This is a genomic window from Streptomyces sp. NBC_01298, assembly GCF_035978755.1.
In the GTDB taxonomy this organism is placed as follows: Bacteria; Actinomycetota; Actinomycetes; order Streptomycetales; family Streptomycetaceae; genus Streptomyces.
Window position 1 is genome coordinate 4,232,738 of the sequence record NZ_CP108414.1, and the last position, 18,693, is coordinate 4,251,430.

Consider the following 18,693-nt stretch of genomic DNA (forward strand, 5'->3'; position numbering starts at 1 on the left):
CCCCGCCTGCCTCAACTGCCGCTCTCAGCGGCCGGAGAGGAGGCCGGAGGCCATCCCGATCACCACCGGCGCCACCCCCAGCGCGAGGAAGGCGGGGAGGAAGCACAGGCCCACCGGCGCCGTGACGAGGACCGCCGCCCGCTGCGCCCGGGCCCCCGCCCGGCGCGCGCGGTCGGCCCGGAGGGTCGACGCGAGCCGGGAGACGGGTTCCGCGGCGGGCGCACCCGTACGCGCGGAGCGCTCCAGGCATTCGGCCAGGGCGCGGGCTCCCGGTATCTCCGCCAACCTCCCCCACGCGGCGCCCGGTTCGCCGCCGAGCCGCAGCTCCGCCCCGGCCATCGCCAGCCGGTCGCCCACCGGGCCGCCCAGCGACTCCCCCACCGCCTCGGCTGCGTCCACCGGACCGGCTCCGGCTGCCAGACAGGCGGCCAACAGGTCGGCGGCGAAAGGGAGCTGGCGCTCGGCCTCCCCGGGGTCCACCCCTGCGGCCGGCCGTCGCCGCACGAGCCACCCACGGACCGCGAACCCCGCCGCGCAGCCGGCCGCCACGCCCGCGAGCCCGCCGATCAGTACCCAGGCCACCACCAGCGCTCCGGCCGGCCCGGCCCAGGCCGCCGGGGCCGCCCGCAGCCGTGGCCCGGGCACCGGTCGCCTGCGCGCCGTCCCCACCCCGAGCAGGCGGGCGAGTCGGCGCCGGGACGCCCGCGCCCTGATGCGGGCGGCCACCAGCGACCCCGCGCTCAGCGCCGCCGCCGCGAGGCACAGGGCCGTCCCCAGCCTGTGGATGGCGAAGCCGTCCATCACCGCTCCCCCACCCGTACGATCCGCCGGCACCACAGCAGCCCCACCGTCTCCAGCACCGCGCCCGTGAGCAGGCAGCCCCACCCCACCGGCGTGTGCAGGAGCACCCGCAGCGGATCGGCCCCCAGCCCGGTTCCGATCAGCAGGCCGACTCCCGGGAGCAGGGCGAGCACCGCCGTCGTCGATCTCGCTCCCGTGAGCTGGGCGCGCAGTGATTCCTCCCGGTCCCGCTCGGCCCGCAGGGCCCCGTCCAGCCGGTCCAGTCCGGCGGCCAGCCCCGCGCCCCCGTCCACCGAGACCCGCCAGCAGGCGGCCATCGCCGCCAGGCCCTCCGCGCCGGGTTCCCGCGCCGTCTGCCGCAGTGCCGCCGCCACGTCCCCGCCGAAGGCCGCGGCCGCGAGGACCCCTGCCTCCGCGGCTCCCGGCCCGCCGGGGCCCGCCACCGTCCGGCGCATCGCCTCGGTCAGTGCCCGGCCCGGCTGCGCCCCGGCGCGGAGCTCGCCCACCACCGCGCCGCACAGGGCCACCACCTCGGCGGCCCGCGCCGTCCGGGCCCGCTCCCGCTGCCGGGCCCGGAGCCCGCGGCGCACCAGCGGCACCGCCGCCGCCCCCACGAGCAGCGGGATCACCGACCCGCCCAGCAGTGCGAGCGCCAGCCCCACCCCGAGGCAGGCCCACTCCGGGCCACGCGCGGCCCGGACCCGGACTCCGGCCACCAGCCGCTCCCAGGGCGCCGGCCCCACCGGCTCCGGCGGCCCGGCCCCGGCCAGCACCGCCCCGGCCCGCCGGGACACCCCGTCGGCACCGGCCAGCGCCCAGGCCGCCGCCCCGGCGCAGAGGACCCCGGCGAACAGCGCCGGCGCCGCCACCGCCCCGGCACTCACCGGGCACCTGCCAGCAGCGGGCGCAGCCGCTCCCAGCCCCGGTCCCGCACGAACCCCCGGGCGCCCCAGCGCAGCGCCGGTACGGTGACCACGAGCCCGGCGGAGTCCCGCTCCAGGACGTGCACCTCGGCGACCCGGCGCCGGCCGGCCCGGTCCCGTACCAGGTGGACCACCAGGGTCAGCGCGGCCGCCAACTGGCTGTGCAGGGCGGCCCGGTCGAGCCCGGCGGCAGTCCCGAGGGCCTCCAGCCGGGCCGGCACATGGGCGGCGGCATTCGCGTGGACGGTGCCGCAGCCGCCTTCGTGGCCCGTGTTGAGGGCGGCCAGCAGGTCGGCGACCTCGGCGCCGCGGACTTCGCCGACGACGAGGCGGTCCGGCCTCATCCGCAGCGCCTGGCGGACCAGGTCCGCGAGGGTGACCTGACCGGCACCCTCCTGGTTGGCCGGCCGGGTTTCCAGCCGCACCACGTGCGGATGGTCGGGCCGCAGCTCGGCCGAGTCCTCGGCGAGCACGATCCGCTCCCCGGGACCGACCAGCCCGAGCAGGGCACTGAGCAGGGTGGTCTTGCCGGTGCCCGTGCCTCCCGAGACCAGGAAGGACAGCCGGGCCCGCACCATGTCCCGCAGCAGCCTCTGCCCGCCGGGCGGCAGTGTCCCGGCCGCGACCAGCTCCTCCAGGGTGAAGGCGCGCGGCCGGACCACCCGCAGGGACAGGCATGCCGATCCGACGGCCACCGGAGGCAGGACGGCGTGCAGCCGGGTGCCGTCGGGCATCCGGGCGTCGACCCAGGGCCGGGCGTCGTCGAGTCGGCGCCCGGCGACGGCGGCGAGCCGCTGGGCAAGCCTGCGCACGGCGGCCGCGTCGGCGAAGGTCACGCCGGTCAGCTCCAGCCCGCCGCCGCGGTCCACCCACACCCGGTCGGGGGCCGCGACGAGGACGTCGGTGACCTCGGGGTCGGCGAGCAGGGGCTCCAGCGGGCCCGCGCCGACCAGTTCGGACCTCAGTTCCGCGGCGACGCCCAGCACTTCCGCGTCGCCCAGCAGCCTGCCCTGGGCGCGCAGGGCCGCCGCGACCCGCGCCGGGGTGGGATCCGCCCCGCTCTCGGCGAGCCGCTGGCGCACCGCGTCGAGGAGTACGGCGCTCATGCCGACACCCCCTGGGCGGAGCCGAGCGCGCGCTGCCAGAAGCCGTCGCAGAAGCGGGCGAGGGCGCCCCGACCGTGTGCCCCCGGGGGCTCGCCCTCGGCCACCCGGCCCGGGAGCCCCACTTCCACCGGCACCTCGCCGGCCAGGGGAACCCCCAGCAGTCCGGCGACGGCCTCCGCGTCGAGTCCGCCGGGCGCGGGGCCCCGTACGACCACGCGGACGTCCCGGGCCACCATCCGGACCCCGGCGGCCACCCGGCCGGCCGCGGCCACCGCGCGCAGCTCGCCCCGCACCACCATGAGCACCAGGTCCAGCTGTGCGAGCACCTCGGCGACGGCTTCGTCGACCCGGCGCGGCAGGTCGACCACGACGACCCCGCCCCGGCGCCGCGCGGCGGCCACCACCGAGCGCATCGCGGCGGGCGGCACCACCACACGGTCGCCGCGGTCCCAGCTGAGCACCCGCAGGGCGTGCAGCTCGGGCAGGGACTCCGCCAGTGCTCCGGCGCCGACGCGGCCGCGCGAGGCGGCGAAGTCGGGCCAGCGCAGTCCTTCGGCGGCTTCGCCTCCCAGGAGGACGTCCATCCCGCCGCCGAGGGGGTCGCCGTCGATGAGGATGGTCCGCTCCCCGGCGCGGGCGGCCCGCAGGGCCAGGGCGCAGGCGAGGGTGGAGGCTCCGGCTCCGCCGCTGCCCCCGATCACCCCGACCGTGAGGGCGGGCCTCCCGGCCCCCTCGACCACATCGGCGATCCGGTCGACGAGCAGGCCCTCGGCGTCGGGGAGGGTCAGCACCTCCTCGGCGCCGATCTCCACCGCCCGCTGCCAGACACGGGGGTCGTCCAGGTCCCGGCCGACGAGGAAGACTCCGGCCCGCCGGGGCGCGCCGCGCACCCGCCGGGCGGCATCGTCGCCGACGAGGACGAGCGGCGCCGTCTCCCAGCCGACGCCCGCGACGCCCCCGGCGCCTCCGACGCCTCCGATACCGGCGATGCCCGGGACCCCCGCGGCGCCCCCGTTCCTCCCGTCGCCGCCCTCACGACCGGCTCCGCTTTGCTCGGGCACCGCATGGTGCACATGCGGCTCGGCCCCCGCGGCGGCGCACAGCCGCAGCAGGTCGTCGAGCAGCAGGGGGTCCTCGGTGATGATCAGCGGCCGTCCACCGGCGGCCACGGGCCCGCCGGCCCCGGGATTCAGCCTGTCCCCGCCGTCCACCGCGAGATCCCGGACTTCACACGACTTCGATCCAGCCACGATCTCCGCCTCCTTCTCACCGCAAATCCAGCGCCGCGGACTTCGCGGCCGGAATCACCGTGACGGGATCGGGGAAAAGAAGTGGATCTTGCTCTAAAACCGTGGACAGCCACCCCATTGTGAATAACCCACTCACCCCAACAGGTGAGTTCCGGAGCGCGCCGGAACGACTACGCACCGTGACGAGTTCGGGAGGGTGAGGGCCTTCGACGCGCAGGCCCCTCGAAGACGAGGAGGCCTGAGAAATGATCACTTGGGGTCGAAAGCAGGGACGCGAACCGCGTCCGGACATGCGACGACCCCCGCCGGGGGGGAGAGCGGGGGTCGTCCCCACGGTCCGACTCGGGGGGGGAGGAGCCAGACCGGGTTAGCACGGTCGCGAACGATCCGTGACTTCCATGGTGTACCCGAGAGGCTTCTCAGGCAAACCCACGCGCCGCACTTTACGCCGAATGGTGGGCGCATATGCTCGGGTCGTGGAAAATCAGCCCTTGCCGCACTCCTTGCCTCGCACCGCAGCCTTCTTCGACCTGGACAAGACGGTCATTGCGAAGTCGAGCACTCTGACGTTCAGCAAGTCCTTCTACCAGGGCGGCCTGATCAACCGGAGGGCCGTGCTGCGTACGGCCTACACGCAGTTCATCTTTCTGGCCGGCGGCGCCGACCACGACCAGATGGAGCGGATGCGGGAGTACCTGTCCGCCCTCTGCAAGGGGTGGAACGTGCAGCAGGTCCGGGAGATCGTCGCCGAGACCCTGCACGACCTCATCGACCCGCTGATCTACGACGAGGCCGCCTCCCTCATCGAGGCCCATCACACCGCGGGCCGCGACGTGGTGATCGTGTCCACGTCCGGCGCCGAAGTCGTCGAGCCCATCGGCGAGATGCTCGGCGCCGACCGGGTCGTCGCCACGCGGATGGTCGTGGGCGAGGACGGCTGCTTCACCGGCGAGATCGAGTACTACGCCTACGGCCCCACCAAGGCGGAGGCCGTACGGGAACTGGCGGAGTCCGAGGGGTACGACCTCGCGCGCTGCTACGCGTACAGCGACTCGGCCACCGACATCCCGATGCTGGAGGCGGTCGGGCACCCGCACGCGGTCAACCCCGACCGGGCGCTGCGACGGGAAGCCGTGGCGCGCGCGTGGCCGGTGCTGATGTTCAACCGGCCGGTGCGGCTCAAGCAGCGGCTGCCCGGACTGTCGATGCCCGCACGGCCGGCGCTGGTCGCCGCCGCGGCGGTGGGCGCGGCCGCGGTCACCGCCGGGCTGGTCTGGTACGCGAGCCGACGCCGCGCACTGGCGGCCGCCGCGACCCGCTGACCTGGCCACGGACACCCGCTGACCTGCAAGGACATCGGGTGTCCCATACGCCCCGGTCCGCACCGGAAAGCAAAGAAATGTGGCCAGGGGTTTCGCTCCACTCCGAAGCGGAGTACAAAGGAGTCAAGGCCCGCGAGACCAAAGAACATCCGAGAGGATCATCTTTAAAACGCAGTATGGCCCACGGACCGAAAAGCATGAACGCCGAGCACCCACGCGACGTCGACCCGTCGATTACGGGCCAGCCGCACCAGGTGACGGGCAAAGCTCCCGACCTGATGGGCAATCATCGAGGACGCTTGGTAACTGGGCGTAAGTGCCAGCGGCGACACCAGAGCAATACGGTGTCGCCGCAACCCATGTCCGGCCCCGATCGGGTCGCCCCCGGGCGGCGGCAGAGCCTCAGGCCGCGCCGCGCTGGAGCGCCTCACAGACCGCCGTCGACTCCCGGACCCCGAGTTCGATCGCGCGGCCGCAGTGCGCGATCCACGCCGACATCCCCTCCGCGGTGCCGGAGACGTAGCCCTTGAAGGCCTCCAGGTAAGCGTCCCGCCCCTGTTCCGCGTGGCCGACCTCCGCGGGACAGATCGCCTTCGGGTCCAGACCGCTGTTGATCAGCACGATCCGCTCCGCCGTCCGCGCCACCAGGCCGTTGTACGAACCGAACGGACGCAGCGCCAGCAGCTCGCCGTGCACCACGGCCGCCGTGATCAGCGCCGGGGCGGAGCCGCCCGCGATGATCAGGCCGGAGAGCCCCTCCAGCCGGCCCGCCACCTCCTGCGCGTCGGGCAGGGGCAGGTCGATCAGCGGCTCGTCCACCGGCTCACCGGCCAGCCGCGGCCGGCCGACCACGTCACCGTCGGCCGTGGAGCCGCAGGCCACCAGGTGGAGCCGCGCCAGGACCCGTAGCGGCGACTGGCGCCAGATGCTGAGCAGTTGGCCCGCCTCCGCCGTCAGGCGCAGGGCCGCGCCCACCGTGCGCGCCTCCGGCTCCGAGCCGAAGTCGGACCGGCGGCGGACCTCCTCCAGCGCCCAGTCGGCCCCGGACAGCGCCGCGCTGCCGCGGGCTCCGCGCAGTGCGGCCTCCGAGGCGACCGCCCCGGCGCGGCGGCGCATGACGCGGTGGCCGTAGACCCGGTCCACGGCCTTGCGTACGGAATCCACGGACTCGGCGACGCCCGGCAGACCGGCCAGCGGGGCGAGCGGATCGGCGGCGGCGGCTCCAGAAGGGGCCGGGGCGGCGGAAGCAGAGGCGCTACTCATAAGTAAGGAGCCTACGCACTGCTCCCCCATAGCACCGACCCCTCCTTGGAGTGGTCTTCTTCACTCAGGCATACAACACAAAGCCACCGACCCACTACGCTTCGTGAACATGAAGATCGCTTTCGTGGGGAAGGGCGGCAGCGGCAAGACCACGCTGTCCTCCCTTTTCATCCGCCACCTCGCCTCCAATGAAGCCCGTGTCGTCGCGGTGGACGCCGACATCAACCAGCACCTGGGCGCCGCGCTCGGACTCAGCGAGGACGACGCGGCCTCGCTGCCCGCGCTGGGCGCGCACCTGCCCCTCATCAAGGACTACCTGCGCGGATCCAACCCGCGCATCGCCTCCGCCGACACGATGATCAAGACCACGCCGCCCGGCACCGGCTCCCGGCTGCTGCGCGTCGACGAGGACAACCCCGTCTACGACGCCTGCGCGCGCACCCTGACGCTGGACGGAGAACCCGTACGGCTGATGGCGACGGGGCCGTTCACCGAGTCCGACCTGGGCGTGGCCTGCTACCACTCCAAGGTCGGCGCGGTCGAGCTCTGCCTCAACCACCTCGCCGACGGCCCGGACGAGTACGTCGTGGTCGACATGACGGCCGGCTCCGACTCCTTCGCCTCCGGCATGTTCACCCGCTTCGACGTGACCTTCCTGGTCGCCGAACCGACCCGCAAGGGCGTCTCCGTCTACCGCCAGTACAAGGAGTACGCGCGGGACTTCGGGATCACGCTCAAGGTCGTCGGCAACAAGGTGCAGGGCCCGGAGGACATCGAGTTCCTCCAGGACGAGGCCGGTGAGGATCTGCTGGTCACCGTCGGACAGTCGGACTGGGTGCGGGCGATGGAGAAGGGCCGCCCGGCCGCCTTCGAGCTGCTGGAGGCCACCAACCGGCTGGCCCTGCAGGCGCTGCAGGACGCCGCGGACGACTCGTACGCGCACCGCGACTGGGAGCGGTACACCGAGCAGATGGTCCACTTCCACCTGCGCAACGCCGAGAGCTGGGGCAACGCGAAGACCGGGATCGACCTGGCGGAACAGGTCGACCCCGGATTCGTCCTACGGGAGCTGCTCACTCCTCGTTCTGACTCGCCTCTGCCGGCTCCGCAGCCGGCTTGACCCCGGCGGGGGCGGCCGGCTTGGCCGGCGGCCCCGCCGTCAGGAACTTGCCCCAGCCCTCCTTCGGCGCCTCGCCGACGTCGAGGGTGCGCATCCACTCCAGGGCCTTCGGGTCCTGGGCGTCCAGCCAGTCCACGAGCTCGCGGAAGGGCACGCAGCGGACGTCCTTCTGCGTGCACATGGTCTTGATGGAGTCCTCGACGGCGCGCATGTAGGTGCCGCCGTTCCAGGATTCGAAGTGGTTGCCGATGATCAGCGGCGCGCGGTTGCCCTGGTAGGTCCGCTCGAAGGCCTTGGCCAGTCCGTCGCGCATCTGCTCACCCCAGTACGCGTGCTGGGAGGGGTCGCCCTGCGTGGTCGTACCGGACTGGTTGACCAGGTAGTTGTAGTCCATGCTGAGCGTCTCGAAGGCGCGGCCCGGCATGGGGACCAGCTGGAGCGGGATGTCCCAGAGGCCGTCCGTCTTCTTCGGCCAGATCTGCTTGCTGATGCCGCTGGAGTCGTAGCGGAAGCCGCCCATCTCCTTGGCCGCCAGCATGAAGTTCTTCTGGCCTTCGAGGCAGGGGGTGCGGGCCCCGATCATCTCCTTCTCGTAGTCGAAGGGGAGCGCCTCCATGCCCGCCAGCGCCGGAGAGTTCGTCTTCCAGTTCTTGACGAACGACTTCGCCTGGTTGATCTCGCTCTTCCACTCCCCCACCGACCAGGTCCCGACGCCGCCCTCGGGTCCGCAGAAGTGGCCGTTGAAGTGGGTGCCGATCTCGTTCCCCTCCAGCCAGGCCCCGCGCACCTGCTCGGCGGTGTCCTTGATGCCCTGGGGGTCGCCGAAGCCGATGTCGGAGCGGCCCGCGGAGTGCTGGGGAGCGGTGTAGAGGGAACGCTTCTCCTCCGGGAGCATGTACACGCCGCTGAGGAAGTACGTCATACGGGCGTTGTACTTCTTGCCCACCTCACGGAAATGCGAGAACAGCTTCTGGCTGTCCTCTCCCGCCCCGTCCCACGAATACACGACGAACTGGGGTGGCTTTTCGCCCGGCTTCAGCTTCTCCGCCTTCCGTACGTTCGGCTGCAGCCCGGTGTACGCGGTCGAGCCGTCCCCGATGAGCCGCTTGACGCTGCCCGGAGCCGGGCCTTCCGGCGCGGGGGCGCCCTTCTTGGCCGCCTGACCTCCGGGGGCCGGACGGCCGGCGGGCTCCGAGGTGCTGCACCCGGCCACTCCCAGGACCAGCGCCGTGGCCACCAGGCCGCCGGCGATCCTCTTCCCGGCGGCCTTCTTCGTGGCGGGCCTCTTCGTGGTGGCAGTCATCCGCCGCACCTCTTCCCTCGCAGTTCCATCGCAGGACTTCCGCGCCGCAACGTCCCATGCGGTCCGTTTTAAGGAAGGTGTGACAAGCCGGACTAAATGCCTAATCACTCGTGAGCGCTAATTCCTAGGCCGTTTGCCCGCATTGCCCCCCACCGGGCTTTACTCTCCATTACCGTTCGTTTACCGAGTGTTGATAATCCCGCCGCTTCACCCCTCCCCCGAGGAGACGGGACCTATGACAGCCATCCCATCCCCCCCTTCCCCTCCCTCCGCCAAAGGCCTCCCGGCCGACAGCCGGGCCGGCCTCCAAGCCGACCTCTCCGCCTCCGTCGCCGTCTTCCTGATCGCCCTGCCGCTCTCGCTCGGCATCGCCCTGGCCACGGGCGCCCCGCTCCAGGCGGGCCTCGTCGCCGCGGCGGCCGGCGGGATCCTGGCCGCACGGCTCGGCGGAACGCCGCTCCAGGTGAGCGGCCCCGCGACCGGACTCACCGTCGTCACCGCCGAGTTGATCCAGCACTACGGCTGGCGCACCACCTGTGCCATCACGGTGCTCGCCGGTCTGTGCCAGCTCGGCCTGGCCGTACTGCGCACCGCCCGGTCCGCGCTGATGGTCAGCCCGGCGATCGTCCACGGGATGCTCGCCGGTGTCGGCGTGACGATCGCGCTGGCACAGCTGCACATCGTGCTCGGCGGCACCCCGCAGAGCTCCGCCCTGGCCAACGTCCGCGGACTGCCCAACCAGTTGGCCGATCTGCATCCCGCCGCGCTCGGCGTCAGCGTGCTCACCCTCGCCGTCCTGCTCTCCTGGCCGCGACTGCCGGGCCGCACCGGGCGGAACCTGCGCAAGGTGCCCGCCGCGCTGGCCGCCGTCGCCGTCGCCACGGCCTGCGCCGCCCTCGCCGGGCTCAGCCTGCCCCGGGTGGACCTGCCGTCCTGGCGCAGCCACGCACTGCCCGAACTGCCCGAGGGCCCGGTCCTCGGCATCATCGCCGCCGTCCTGACCATCACCCTGGTCGGCAGTGTGGAATCCCTGCTCTCGGCCGTGGCCACCGACAAGCTGATCGCCACCCATCGGGGCACCGGTCAGCGTCCGGCACGGGCCGACCTCAACCGGGAACTGCGCGGCCAGGGCGCCGCGAACATCATCTCCGGGGCACTGGGCGGACTGCCCGTCGCGGGCGGCGCCGTCCGCAGCATGGCCAACGTCAAGGCCGGTGCCACCACTCGCCGTTCGTCCATGCTGCACGGGCTGTGGATCCTGCTCGCCGCCGGGCTGCTCGTCCCCGTCCTCGACCTGATCCCGCTCGCCGCACTGGCCGCGCTGGTGATGGCGGTGGGCGTGCAGATGGTGAGCGCCACGCACCTGCGCACCGTCACCCGGCACCGCGAGATCCTCGTCTACGCCACCACCATCGTGGCCGTGGTGCTCGGCGGGGTCCTGGAGGGCGTCGCCATCGGCATCGCGATGGCCGTCGCCCTGGCCCTGCACCGCCTGGCCCGGACCCGGATCACCGTCGAGCAGCTCGACAGCGGGGTCCACCGGGTGTGGGCCCGCGGACAGTTGACCTTCCTGGCGGTGCCGCGGCTGAGCCGGGTGCTGAACCAGATCCCGCACCACGGGCACGCAGTCATCGAGCTGGACGGCTCGTTCATGGACCACGCCGCCTACGAGACCCTCCAGGACTGGCAGGACTCCCACCTGGCCCACGGGGGCACGCTGGAGGTCACCGGCCGGTCGGGAGCCCGGATCGCCGAAGCGGAGCAGGCCCAGCGGGCCGAGCGCGGCGCCCAGCGCGGCGCGCAGCGCGGGGACCACCAGTGCTGCCGGCCCTGGACCCCGTGGCAGAACCACTGCGACCACCGCGGCACGGCGGCCCGTACGGACGCCTCGGGCGCGGGGAGCCCGGCGACGGCCGAGAGCCCGGCCGAACCTCCCGCCCCGGCCCCGGAGCCCACCGCGCCGGCCGGGCCCCGCGGACGCGGCGCCGGTCAACTGGCCAACGGGATCAGCGCCTTCCAGCGGGACACGGCTCCACACGTGCGCGAGGAGCTGGCCCGGCTGGCCCGGGAGGGGCAGCGGCCCTCGCAGCTCTTCCTCACCTGTGCGGACTCCCGCCTGGTGACCAGCATGATCACGGCCAGCGGCCCCGGGGACCTGTTCACGGTCCGCAACGTCGGCAACCTAGTCCCCCTCCCGGGGGCCGAGTCCACGGACGACTCGGTCGCGGCGGCCATCGAGTACGCCGTGGACGTCCTGAAGGTGGACAGCATCACCGTGTGCGGGCATTCGGGATGCGGGGCCATGCAGGCCCTGCTGAACTCCGCGCCCGGGGTCCCCATGACCCCGCTGCGCAGGTGGCTGCGGCACGGGCTGCCGAGCCTGGAGCGGATGGCCAGCCGCCATCACGCCTGGGCGCGGATCTCCGGAAGGCTGCCGGCGGACGCCGTGGAGCAGCTCTGCCTGACCAATGTGGTGCAGCAGCTGGAGCACCTGAAGGCCCACGAATCGGTGGCCCGACGGCTCGCCGAGGGCACGCTGGAGCTGCACGGGATGTACTTCCACGTCGGCGAGGCGCAGGCCTACCTGCTGTCAGAGGGGCAGGACTTCTTCGACTGCCGGGTCTTCGACACCGTGGGCGCGGGCGCGCTGCGCGGCTGAACGGCCAAACGGGTAGCACCCCGCCCTCGAGACCCTTCGCCGGATCCTCGGCGGGATCTTTGAACCGATACCCTCCCGTATCCGTGCCACTCGGTGGCCCCCTTCCGCACCCTGCTGCGGGAGGGGGCCACTCGCGCGTGGGCCCGGCCGGGTAATAGGTCTACACCAATTCCCGGCAGCCTCTTGTCACCCGGGCCATTGACTGATGAGCTAGGCCCGGGACACAACCGGGGACACAACGGACACCCTGGGAAAGGGAGATGCGTCGTGAGCAATGAAAGCCTGGCCAATCTGCTCAAGGAGGAGCGGCGGTTCGCACCGCCTGCCGATCTGGCCGCCGCCGCCAATGTGACTGAGGCTGCGTACGCACAGGCCGACGCGGACCGGCTGGGCTTCTGGGCCGAGCAGGCGCGGCGGCTGAGCTGGGACACCGAGCCCACCGAGACGCTCGACTGGAGCAACCCGCCCTTCGCGAAGTGGTTCGCGGACGGCAAGCTGAACGTCGCCTACAACTGCGTGGACCGCCACGTCGAGGCCGGCAACGGCGACCGCGTGGCCATCCACTTCGAGGGCGAGCCCGGCGACAGCCGCTCGATCACCTACGCCCAGCTCAAGGACGAGGTCTCCAAGGCCGCGAACGCCCTGACCGAGCTGGGCGTGCAGGCCGGCGACCGGGTCGCCGTCTACCTGCCGATGATCCCCGAGGCCGTCGTCGCGATGCTCGCGTGCGCCCGGGTGGGCGCCGCGCACTCGGTCGTCTTCGGCGGTTTCTCCGCCGACGCCGTCGCCTCCCGCATCCAGGACGCCGACGCGAAGCTGGTCATCACCTCCGACGGCGGCTACCGCCGGGGCAAGCCCTCCGCCCTGAAGCCCGCCATCGACGAGGCCGTCGCCAAGTGCCCGCAGGTCGAGCACGTCCTCGTGGTGCGCCGCACCGGCCAGGACACCGCCTTCACCGAGGGCCGCGACGTCTGGTGGCACGAGATCGTCGAGCGGCAGTCCGCCGAGCACGCGCCGCAGGCCTTCGACGCCGAGCACCCGCTGTTCATCCTGTACACCTCGGGGACCACGGGTAAGCCCAAGGGCATCCTGCACACCTCCGGCGGCTACCTCACGCAGGCCTCGTACACCCACCACGCGGTGTTCGACCTGAAGCCGGAGTCGGACGTGTACTGGTGCACCGCCGACATCGGCTGGGTGACCGGGCACTCCTACATCGTCTACGGGCCGCTCGCCAACGGCGCCACCCAGGTGATGTACGAGGGCACGCCGGACACCCCGCACCAGGGCCGGTTCTGGGAGGTCGTGCAGAAGTACGGCGTCACCATCCTCTACACCGCGCCCACCGCGATCCGCACGTTCATGAAGTGGGGCGACGACATCCCCGCGAAGTTCGACCTCTCCAGCCTGCGCGTGCTGGGCTCGGTCGGCGAGCCGATCAACCCCGAGGCCTGGATCTGGTACCGCAAGCACATCGGCGGCGACCGCTGCCCGATCGTGGACACCTGGTGGCAGACCGAGACCGGCGCCATGATGATCTCCCCGCTGCCGGGTGTCACCGAGACCAAGCCGGGCTCCGCGCAGCGCGCGCTGCCCGGCATCGCCGCCACCGTCGTGGACGACGAGGCGAACGAGGTCCCGAACGGCGGAGGCGGCTACCTGGTCCTCACCGAGCCGTGGCCGTCCATGCTGCGCACCATCTGGGGCGACGACCAGCGCTACATCGACACCTACTGGTCGCGCTTCGAGGGCAAGTACTTCGCGGGCGACGGCGCCAAGAAGGACGAGGACGGCGACATCTGGCTCCTCGGCCGCGTCGACGACGTCATGCTCGTCTCCGGCCACAACATCTCCACCACCGAGGTCGAGTCCGCCCTCGTCTCGCACCCCTCGGTCGCCGAGGCCGCCGTCGTCGGCGCGGCCGACGAGACCACCGGCCAGGCCATCGTGGCCTTCGTCATCCTGCGCGGCAGCGCCTCCGAGACGGACACGCTGGTCGCGGAGCTGCGCAACCACGTGGGCGCCACGCTCGGCCCGATCGCCAAGCCGAAGCGCATCCTGCCCGTGCAGGAGCTGCCGAAGACCCGCTCGGGCAAGATCATGCGCCGCCTGCTGCGCGACGTGGCAGAGAACCGCGCGGTCGGCGACGTCACCACGCTCGCGGACTCCTCGGTCATGGACCTGATCCAGAGCAAGCTGCCGGCCGCCGGCAGCGAGGACTGACACAGGGTCCGGCAATAGCCGTACGACACGACGAAAGGGGCATCCGGCGCGCCGCGCCGGATGCCCCTTTCGCACATAAAGTGACGATCACCGGATACGCCCACGCGTACACCCTGTAAAGTATTAGATCATTAAAGAATTACTCCACAGGGTGCGCCGGGAAGTCTGGTCGGCAACGCGTTTCGTCATGCCGTCCAACCCACCCCGGAGGTGCCCCCCGTGGCCGCGCCCAGCCCCACCGACAACCAGAGCCGCAAGCTCCTCGGCCGCCTCTCGCTGCCGGAGCGCCGCTTCGTGGCCGACGCCCTGCGCGCCGAGACGGTCGGCGGCGTCCTCCTCCTCGTGGCCGCGATCGCCGCACTCATCTGGGCGAACGTGCCCGCCATCGCGGCGAGCTACGACAGCGTCCGCTCCTTCCACATCGGGCCCGCCGCCCTCGGCCTGGACCTGTCGCTCCAGCACTGGGCGGCCGACGGCCTGCTCGCCATCTTCTTCTTCGTCGCCGGCATCGAGCTCAAGCGCGAACTCGTCGCGGGCGACCTGCGCGACGCCAAGGCCGCCGCGCTCCCGGTGATCGCCGCGATCTGCGGCATGGCCGTACCCGCGCTGGTCTACGTACTGACCAACGTGCTCGGCAACGGCTCGACGGACGGCTGGGCGGTTCCGACCGCCACCGACATCGCCTTCGCCCTGGCCGTCCTCGCCGTCATCGGCACCTCGCTGCCGTCCGCCCTGCGGGCGTTCCTGCTGACCCTGGCCGTCGTCGACGACCTGTTCGCCATCATGATCATCGCGGTGTTCTTCACCAGCGAGATCAACTTCCTGGCGCTCGGCGGGGCGGTCGTCGGCCTGGTCCTCTTCTGGTTCCTGCTCCGCGCAGGCGTGCGCGGCTGGTACGTCTACGTCCCGCTCGCCCTGGTCATCTGGGGCCTGATGTACAACAGCGGCGTCCACGCCACCATCGCCGGTGTCGCCATGGGCCTGATGCTGCGCTGCCACCGCAAGGAGGGCGAGGAGCACTCCCCCGGCGAGCACATCGAGCACCTGGTCCGGCCGGTCTCCGCCGGTCTGGCCGTCCCGCTCTTCGCCCTCTTCTCCGCCGGCGTCTCCCTGTCCGACGAGGCCATCGGCCAGGTCTTCACCCGGCCCGAGACCCTCGGCGTGGTGCTCGGCCTCGTCGTCGGCAAGACGGTCGGCATCTTCGGCGGTACCTGGCTCGCCGCCCGCTTCACCAAGGCCGAGCTGAACGACGACCTCGCCTGGCCGGACGTCTTCGCGGTCGCCTCGCTCGCCGGCATCGGCTTCACCGTCTCGCTCCTGATCGGCGAGCTCGCCTTCACCGACGACCCCGTCCTGACGGACGAGATCAAGGCCGCCGTCCTGATCGGTTCGCTGATCGCCGCGGTCCTCGCGTGCGTCCTGCTGAAGATGCGCAACCGGAAGTACAAGGCGCTCATCGAGGAGGAGGAGCGCGACGAGGACCTCGACGGCATCCCCGACATCTACGAGCAGGACAAGCCGGACTACCACCTGCGGATGGCGAAGATCTACGAGGCCAAGGCCGCCGAGCACCTGCGCAGGGCCGAAGAGGCCGCGGCCGAAGCTCCGGGCGGGTCCAGCGCCGACGGCGGCCGTCCGGCATGATCTGACCTGACGACAGGACAGCCGTCGCAGTCGGATGACGGACGACAGAGGGAGAGAGCGATGAGCGCAGTGGACCAAGGGGCCCCAGGAGCCGAGCGCACACTCGGCCAGCTGGTCGCCTCGGCCACCGCCGAGATGTCCGCCCTGGTGCACGACGAGATCGCCCTCGCCAAGGTGGAGATCAAGCAGGACGTCAAGCGCGCGGGCATCGGCAGCGGCGCCGCCATCGTCGCCGGCGTGCTCCTCCTCTTCTCGCTGCCGGTGCTGAGCTTCGCGGCGGCCTACGGGATCCACAACCTCGGACTCGGGCTGGCCTGGGCCTTCCTGATCGTCGGTGTGGCGTTCTGGCTGCTCGCGGGCGTGATCGGACTGATCGCCATGGCGAAGTTCAAGAAGATCAAGCCGCCGGTGAAGACCATCGCCTCGGTCAAGGAGACGGCGGCCCTCGTCGGCACCGTCAAGCCCCACGCCCGGTCGGTCAGTGACAACGCCGTGGGTGTGGCACGCTCGTCTTCATGACCTCCCCCTCGTCGGATTCCGGCACGTCCGGTACGCCCCCCACCGCGGCCACGGCGGTCCGGATCCCCCTCCCCGGCGGGCGAGAAGTGACGCACCGGGACGTCGCGGCCAACGGGGCGCGGTTCCACGTCGCCGAGCTGGGTGACGGACCGCTGGTGCTGCTCCTGCACGGGTTCCCGCAGTTCTGGTGGACGTGGCGGCACCAGATGACCGCGCTGGCCGACGCGGGCTACCGGGCGGTCGCGATGGACCTGCGCGGGGTGGGCGGCAGCGACCGCACCCCCCGCGGCTACGACCCCGCCAACCTGGCGCTCGACATCACCGGGGTCGTACGGTCCCTCGGCGAGCCCGACGCGGCCCTCGTGGGGCACGACCTGGGCGGCTACCTCGCCTGGACGGCGGCGGTGATGCGGCCGAAGCTGGTGCGCCGGCTCGTGGTGTCCTCGATGCCGCATCCGCGCCGCTGGCGGTCCGCGATGCTGTCCGACTTCGGGCAGACCCGCGCCAGCTCGCACATCTGGGGCTTCCAGCGGCCGTTCGTGCCCGAGCGTCAGCTCGTCGCCGACGACGGGGCGCTCGTCGGTGAACTGCTCCGGGACTGGTCGGGCCCGCGGCTCCCCGACGAGGAGGACGTCGCGGTGTACCGGCGCGCGATGTGCATCCCCTCCACGGCGCACTGCTCGGTCGAGCCGTACCGCTGGATGATGCGGTCCATGGCCCGGCCCGACGGACTGCAGTTCAACCGGCGCATGAAGCGGCCGGTGCGGGTGCCCACGCTGCACCTGCACGGCTCGCTCGATCCGGTGATGCGGACGCGGAGCGCGGCGGGGTCGGGGCAGTACGTCGAAGCCCCGTACCGCTGGCGGCTCTTCGACGGGCTCGGGCACTTTCCGCACGAAGAGGACCCGGCGGCGTTCTCGGCGGAGCTGGTCAACTGGCTGAAGGATCCCGAGCCGGACCGCTGAGCCGGGTGCCCACTACCCCCGAGTTGCTTATATGACAAGCATTCAATTGCCTGACGCATAGGCCAATTAGCCGTCCCCAACGCGATTACCGACCTTGGGCCCCGGGCACAGCTCGGAGTATGAGCTGGACGCACGACTACGGTGACACCGCACACGAACGCCGCTCGACGGTCACGCCGGGCACGCACAGGGGGCAGGGCCGCGCAGGCCACGACGACCCCCGACTCGGAATTCCGCGCATCCTGCGCCGGCGGGCCCGCTGGGTCTCCGCCCGGCTCAGGCACCAGCGTACGTAGACACGGGGCTCGGGAAGCCGACAGGGCCCACCGGGCCCCACCGGCCCCGGAACGGCGCTACGGGAGCCCCTCAAGGCTCCCGTAGGGCTCAGAGGGCGCAACCCTGGCTGTTGACCCGCCGGTCCGCCGTCGCACCGGACCGGATGTCCTCGCGGATCTCGTCCGCGGTCAGGGCGTAACCGGTGTTGGGGTCGTCGAGGGACTTCGCGAAGACGACCCCGTACACCTTGCCCTCGGGCGTCAGCAGCGGGCCGCCGGAGTTGCCCTGGCGGACCGTCGCGTACAGCGAGTAGACGTCCCGCCGCACGGTTCCGCGGTGGTAGATGTCCGGGCCGGTGGCGTTGATCCGGCCGCGCACGCGCGCCGCGCGGACGTCGTACGAGCCGTTCTCCGGGAAGCCCGCCACGATGGCGTCGCTGCCGCTCGCCGCGTCCTTGTCGGTGAACTCCAGCGCGGGCGCCTTCAGCCTGGGCACGTCCAGGACGGCGATGTCGCGCTCCCAGTCGTAGAGCACGACCTTGCCGTCGTAGAGCTTGCCCTCGCCGCCGACCTGCACGGTCGGTTCGCCGACCCCGCCGACGACGTGCGCGTTGGTCATCACCTTGCCCGGCGCGAAGACGAAGCCGGTGCCCTCCAGGACCTTGCTGCACGCGGGCGCCGTGCCGACGACCTTCACGATCGACTGCTTGGCGTACTCGGCCACGGTGCTGCGCGCGAGCAGCGGGTCCGGCGGCTTGACCTCGGTGATCGGCTCGTTGGAGAAGGGGCTGAAGACCTGCGGGAAGCCGTTGCGGGCCAGCGTGGAACTGAAGTCCGTGAACCAGGTGTTCGCCTGCGCGGGAAGGACCCGCGAGACGCCGAAGAGCACCTTGGAGTTGCGGACCTCCTTGCCCAGCGTGGGAATGGACGTCCCGGCGACCATGGACCCGATCAGCCAGGCCACCAGCAGCATCGCGACCACGTTCACCAGGGCGCCGCCCGTCGCGTCCAGCGCGCGGGCCGGGGACCATGTGATGTGGCGCCGGAGCTTGTTGCCCAGGTGGGTGGTCAGCGCCTGTCCGATCGAGGCACAGATGATGATCACGACCACGGCGACGATGACGACCGTGGTGGACACCTGGGTGCCGTTGTCGGTGACCCGGTCCCAGATCAGGGGCAGCAGGGACACGGCGACGAGACCACCGCCGAGGAAGCCGATCACCGACAGGATGCCGACGACGAACCCCTGGCGGTAGCCGACGATCGCGAACCATACGGCGGCGAGCAGCAACAAGATGTCCAGCACGTTCACAGGGCTCA

General features: G+C 72.2%; 14 protein-coding genes. 7 read left to right on the forward strand and 7 right to left on the reverse strand.

Going from position 1 to position 18,693, the window contains the following annotated elements:
- Positions 1–24 precede the first annotated feature (24 nt).
- Genes OG730_RS19080 through ssd form a run of 4 tightly spaced genes read right to left on the reverse strand, consistent with a single transcriptional unit; the run spans position 25 to position 4,023 of the window.
- Entirely contained in the window at positions 25–801 is a 777-nt protein-coding gene (locus OG730_RS19080; protein ID WP_327305356.1) for a type II secretion system F family protein, read from the reverse strand.
- Positions 801–1,685, reverse strand: coding sequence for a type II secretion system F family protein (locus OG730_RS19085; RefSeq protein ID WP_327305357.1), 885 nt, complete (start codon positions 1,683–1,685; stop codon positions 801–803). Before OG730_RS19085 ends, OG730_RS19080 begins: the two co-directional genes overlap by 1 nt.
- Entirely contained in the window at positions 1,682–2,830 is a 1,149-nt protein-coding gene (locus tag OG730_RS19090; RefSeq protein ID WP_327305358.1) for a TadA family conjugal transfer-associated ATPase, read from the reverse strand. Before OG730_RS19090 ends, OG730_RS19085 begins: the two co-directional genes overlap by 4 nt.
- On the reverse strand, positions 2,827–4,023 hold the full coding sequence (gene ssd / locus OG730_RS19095) for a septum site-determining protein Ssd (RefSeq protein ID WP_327309333.1): 1,197 nt from the start codon (positions 4,021–4,023) through the stop codon (positions 2,827–2,829). Before ssd ends, OG730_RS19090 begins: the two co-directional genes overlap by 4 nt.
- 509 nt (positions 4,024–4,532) lie before the next feature.
- Here ssd and OG730_RS19100 point away from each other — a divergent pair.
- On the forward strand, positions 4,533–5,402 hold the full coding sequence (locus tag OG730_RS19100) for an HAD family hydrolase (protein WP_327305359.1): 870 nt from the start codon (positions 4,533–4,535) through the stop codon (positions 5,400–5,402).
- A 402-nt stretch (positions 5,403–5,804) separates the two neighbouring features.
- Here the strand turns inward: OG730_RS19100 and OG730_RS19105 are convergent, their stop codons facing one another.
- On the reverse strand, positions 5,805–6,665 hold the full coding sequence (locus OG730_RS19105; RefSeq protein WP_327305360.1) for a Fic family protein: 861 nt from the start codon (positions 6,663–6,665) through the stop codon (positions 5,805–5,807).
- 109 nt (positions 6,666–6,774) lie between these two features.
- Between OG730_RS19105 and OG730_RS19110 the strand changes: the two genes are divergently transcribed.
- Positions 6,775–7,785 (forward strand): ATP-binding protein, encoded by a 1,011-nt coding sequence (locus OG730_RS19110; protein WP_327305361.1) that lies wholly within the window; start codon positions 6,775–6,777, stop codon positions 7,783–7,785.
- Here OG730_RS19110 and OG730_RS19115 read toward each other — a convergent pair.
- Complete coding sequence (locus OG730_RS19115) at positions 7,739–9,088, reverse strand: polysaccharide deacetylase family protein (RefSeq protein ID WP_327305362.1); 1,350 nt, start codon at positions 9,086–9,088, stop codon at positions 7,739–7,741. The genes OG730_RS19110 and OG730_RS19115 overlap by 47 nt on opposite strands.
- Before the next feature lie 235 nt (positions 9,089–9,323).
- Here OG730_RS19115 and OG730_RS19120 point away from each other — a divergent pair, with 235 nt between their 5' ends.
- From OG730_RS19120 to OG730_RS19140, 5 genes are all read left to right on the forward strand, one after another.
- A complete protein-coding gene (locus tag OG730_RS19120) occupies positions 9,324–11,747 on the forward strand; it encodes a SulP family inorganic anion transporter (RefSeq protein ID WP_327305363.1) in 2,424 nt (807 codons plus the stop codon).
- A gap of 267 nt (positions 11,748–12,014) precedes the next feature.
- Positions 12,015–13,970: an acetate--CoA ligase gene (gene acs, locus OG730_RS19125; RefSeq protein WP_327305364.1), complete on the forward strand. Its 1,956-nt coding sequence runs from the start codon at positions 12,015–12,017 to the stop codon at positions 13,968–13,970.
- Between the two features lie 210 nt (positions 13,971–14,180).
- The gene (gene nhaA, locus OG730_RS19130) at positions 14,181–15,614 is read left to right on the forward strand and encodes a Na+/H+ antiporter NhaA (protein ID WP_442814956.1); all 1,434 of its coding nucleotides are present in this window, start codon (positions 14,181–14,183) and stop codon (positions 15,612–15,614) included.
- Positions 15,615–15,674: 60 nt separating this feature from the next.
- Positions 15,675–16,133 (forward strand): phage holin family protein, encoded by a 459-nt coding sequence (locus OG730_RS19135; protein ID WP_327305366.1) that lies wholly within the window; start codon positions 15,675–15,677, stop codon positions 16,131–16,133.
- Complete coding sequence (locus tag OG730_RS19140) at positions 16,130–17,098, forward strand: alpha/beta fold hydrolase (protein WP_327305367.1); 969 nt, start codon at positions 16,130–16,132, stop codon at positions 17,096–17,098. Before OG730_RS19135 ends, OG730_RS19140 begins: the two co-directional genes overlap by 4 nt.
- Positions 17,099–17,482: 384 nt before the next feature.
- Here OG730_RS19140 and OG730_RS19145 read toward each other — a convergent pair whose 3' ends face one another.
- Positions 17,483–18,685, reverse strand: coding sequence for a MarP family serine protease (locus tag OG730_RS19145; RefSeq protein ID WP_327309334.1), 1,203 nt, complete (start codon positions 18,683–18,685; stop codon positions 17,483–17,485).
- Positions 18,686–18,693: the final 8 nt, after the last annotated feature.

Bases quoted from the DNA above. Each gene is read 5' to 3' on its own strand.
- OG730_RS19115 (WP_327305362.1), bottom strand. From the start codon at position 9,088: ATGACTGCCACCACGAAGAGGCCCGCCACGAAGAAGGCCGCCGGGAAG.
- OG730_RS19140 (WP_327305367.1), top strand. From the start codon at position 16,130: ATGACCTCCCCCTCGTCGGATTCCGGCACGTCCGGTACGCCCCCCACC.
- OG730_RS19120 (WP_327305363.1), top strand. From the start codon at position 9,324: ATGACAGCCATCCCATCCCCCCCTTCCCCTCCCTCCGCCAAAGGCCTC.
- OG730_RS19110 (WP_327305361.1), top strand. From the start codon at position 6,775: ATGAAGATCGCTTTCGTGGGGAAGGGCGGCAGCGGCAAGACCACGCTG.
- OG730_RS19105 (WP_327305360.1), bottom strand. From the start codon at position 6,665: ATGAGTAGCGCCTCTGCTTCCGCCGCCCCGGCCCCTTCTGGAGCCGCC.
- OG730_RS19135 (WP_327305366.1), top strand. From the start codon at position 15,675: ATGAGCGCAGTGGACCAAGGGGCCCCAGGAGCCGAGCGCACACTCGGC.
- OG730_RS19090 (WP_327305358.1), bottom strand. From the start codon at position 2,830: ATGAGCGCCGTACTCCTCGACGCGGTGCGCCAGCGGCTCGCCGAGAGC.
- OG730_RS19080 (WP_327305356.1), bottom strand. From the start codon at position 801: ATGGACGGCTTCGCCATCCACAGGCTGGGGACGGCCCTGTGCCTCGCG.
- OG730_RS19100 (WP_327305359.1), top strand. From the start codon at position 4,533: ATGGTGGGCGCATATGCTCGGGTCGTGGAAAATCAGCCCTTGCCGCAC.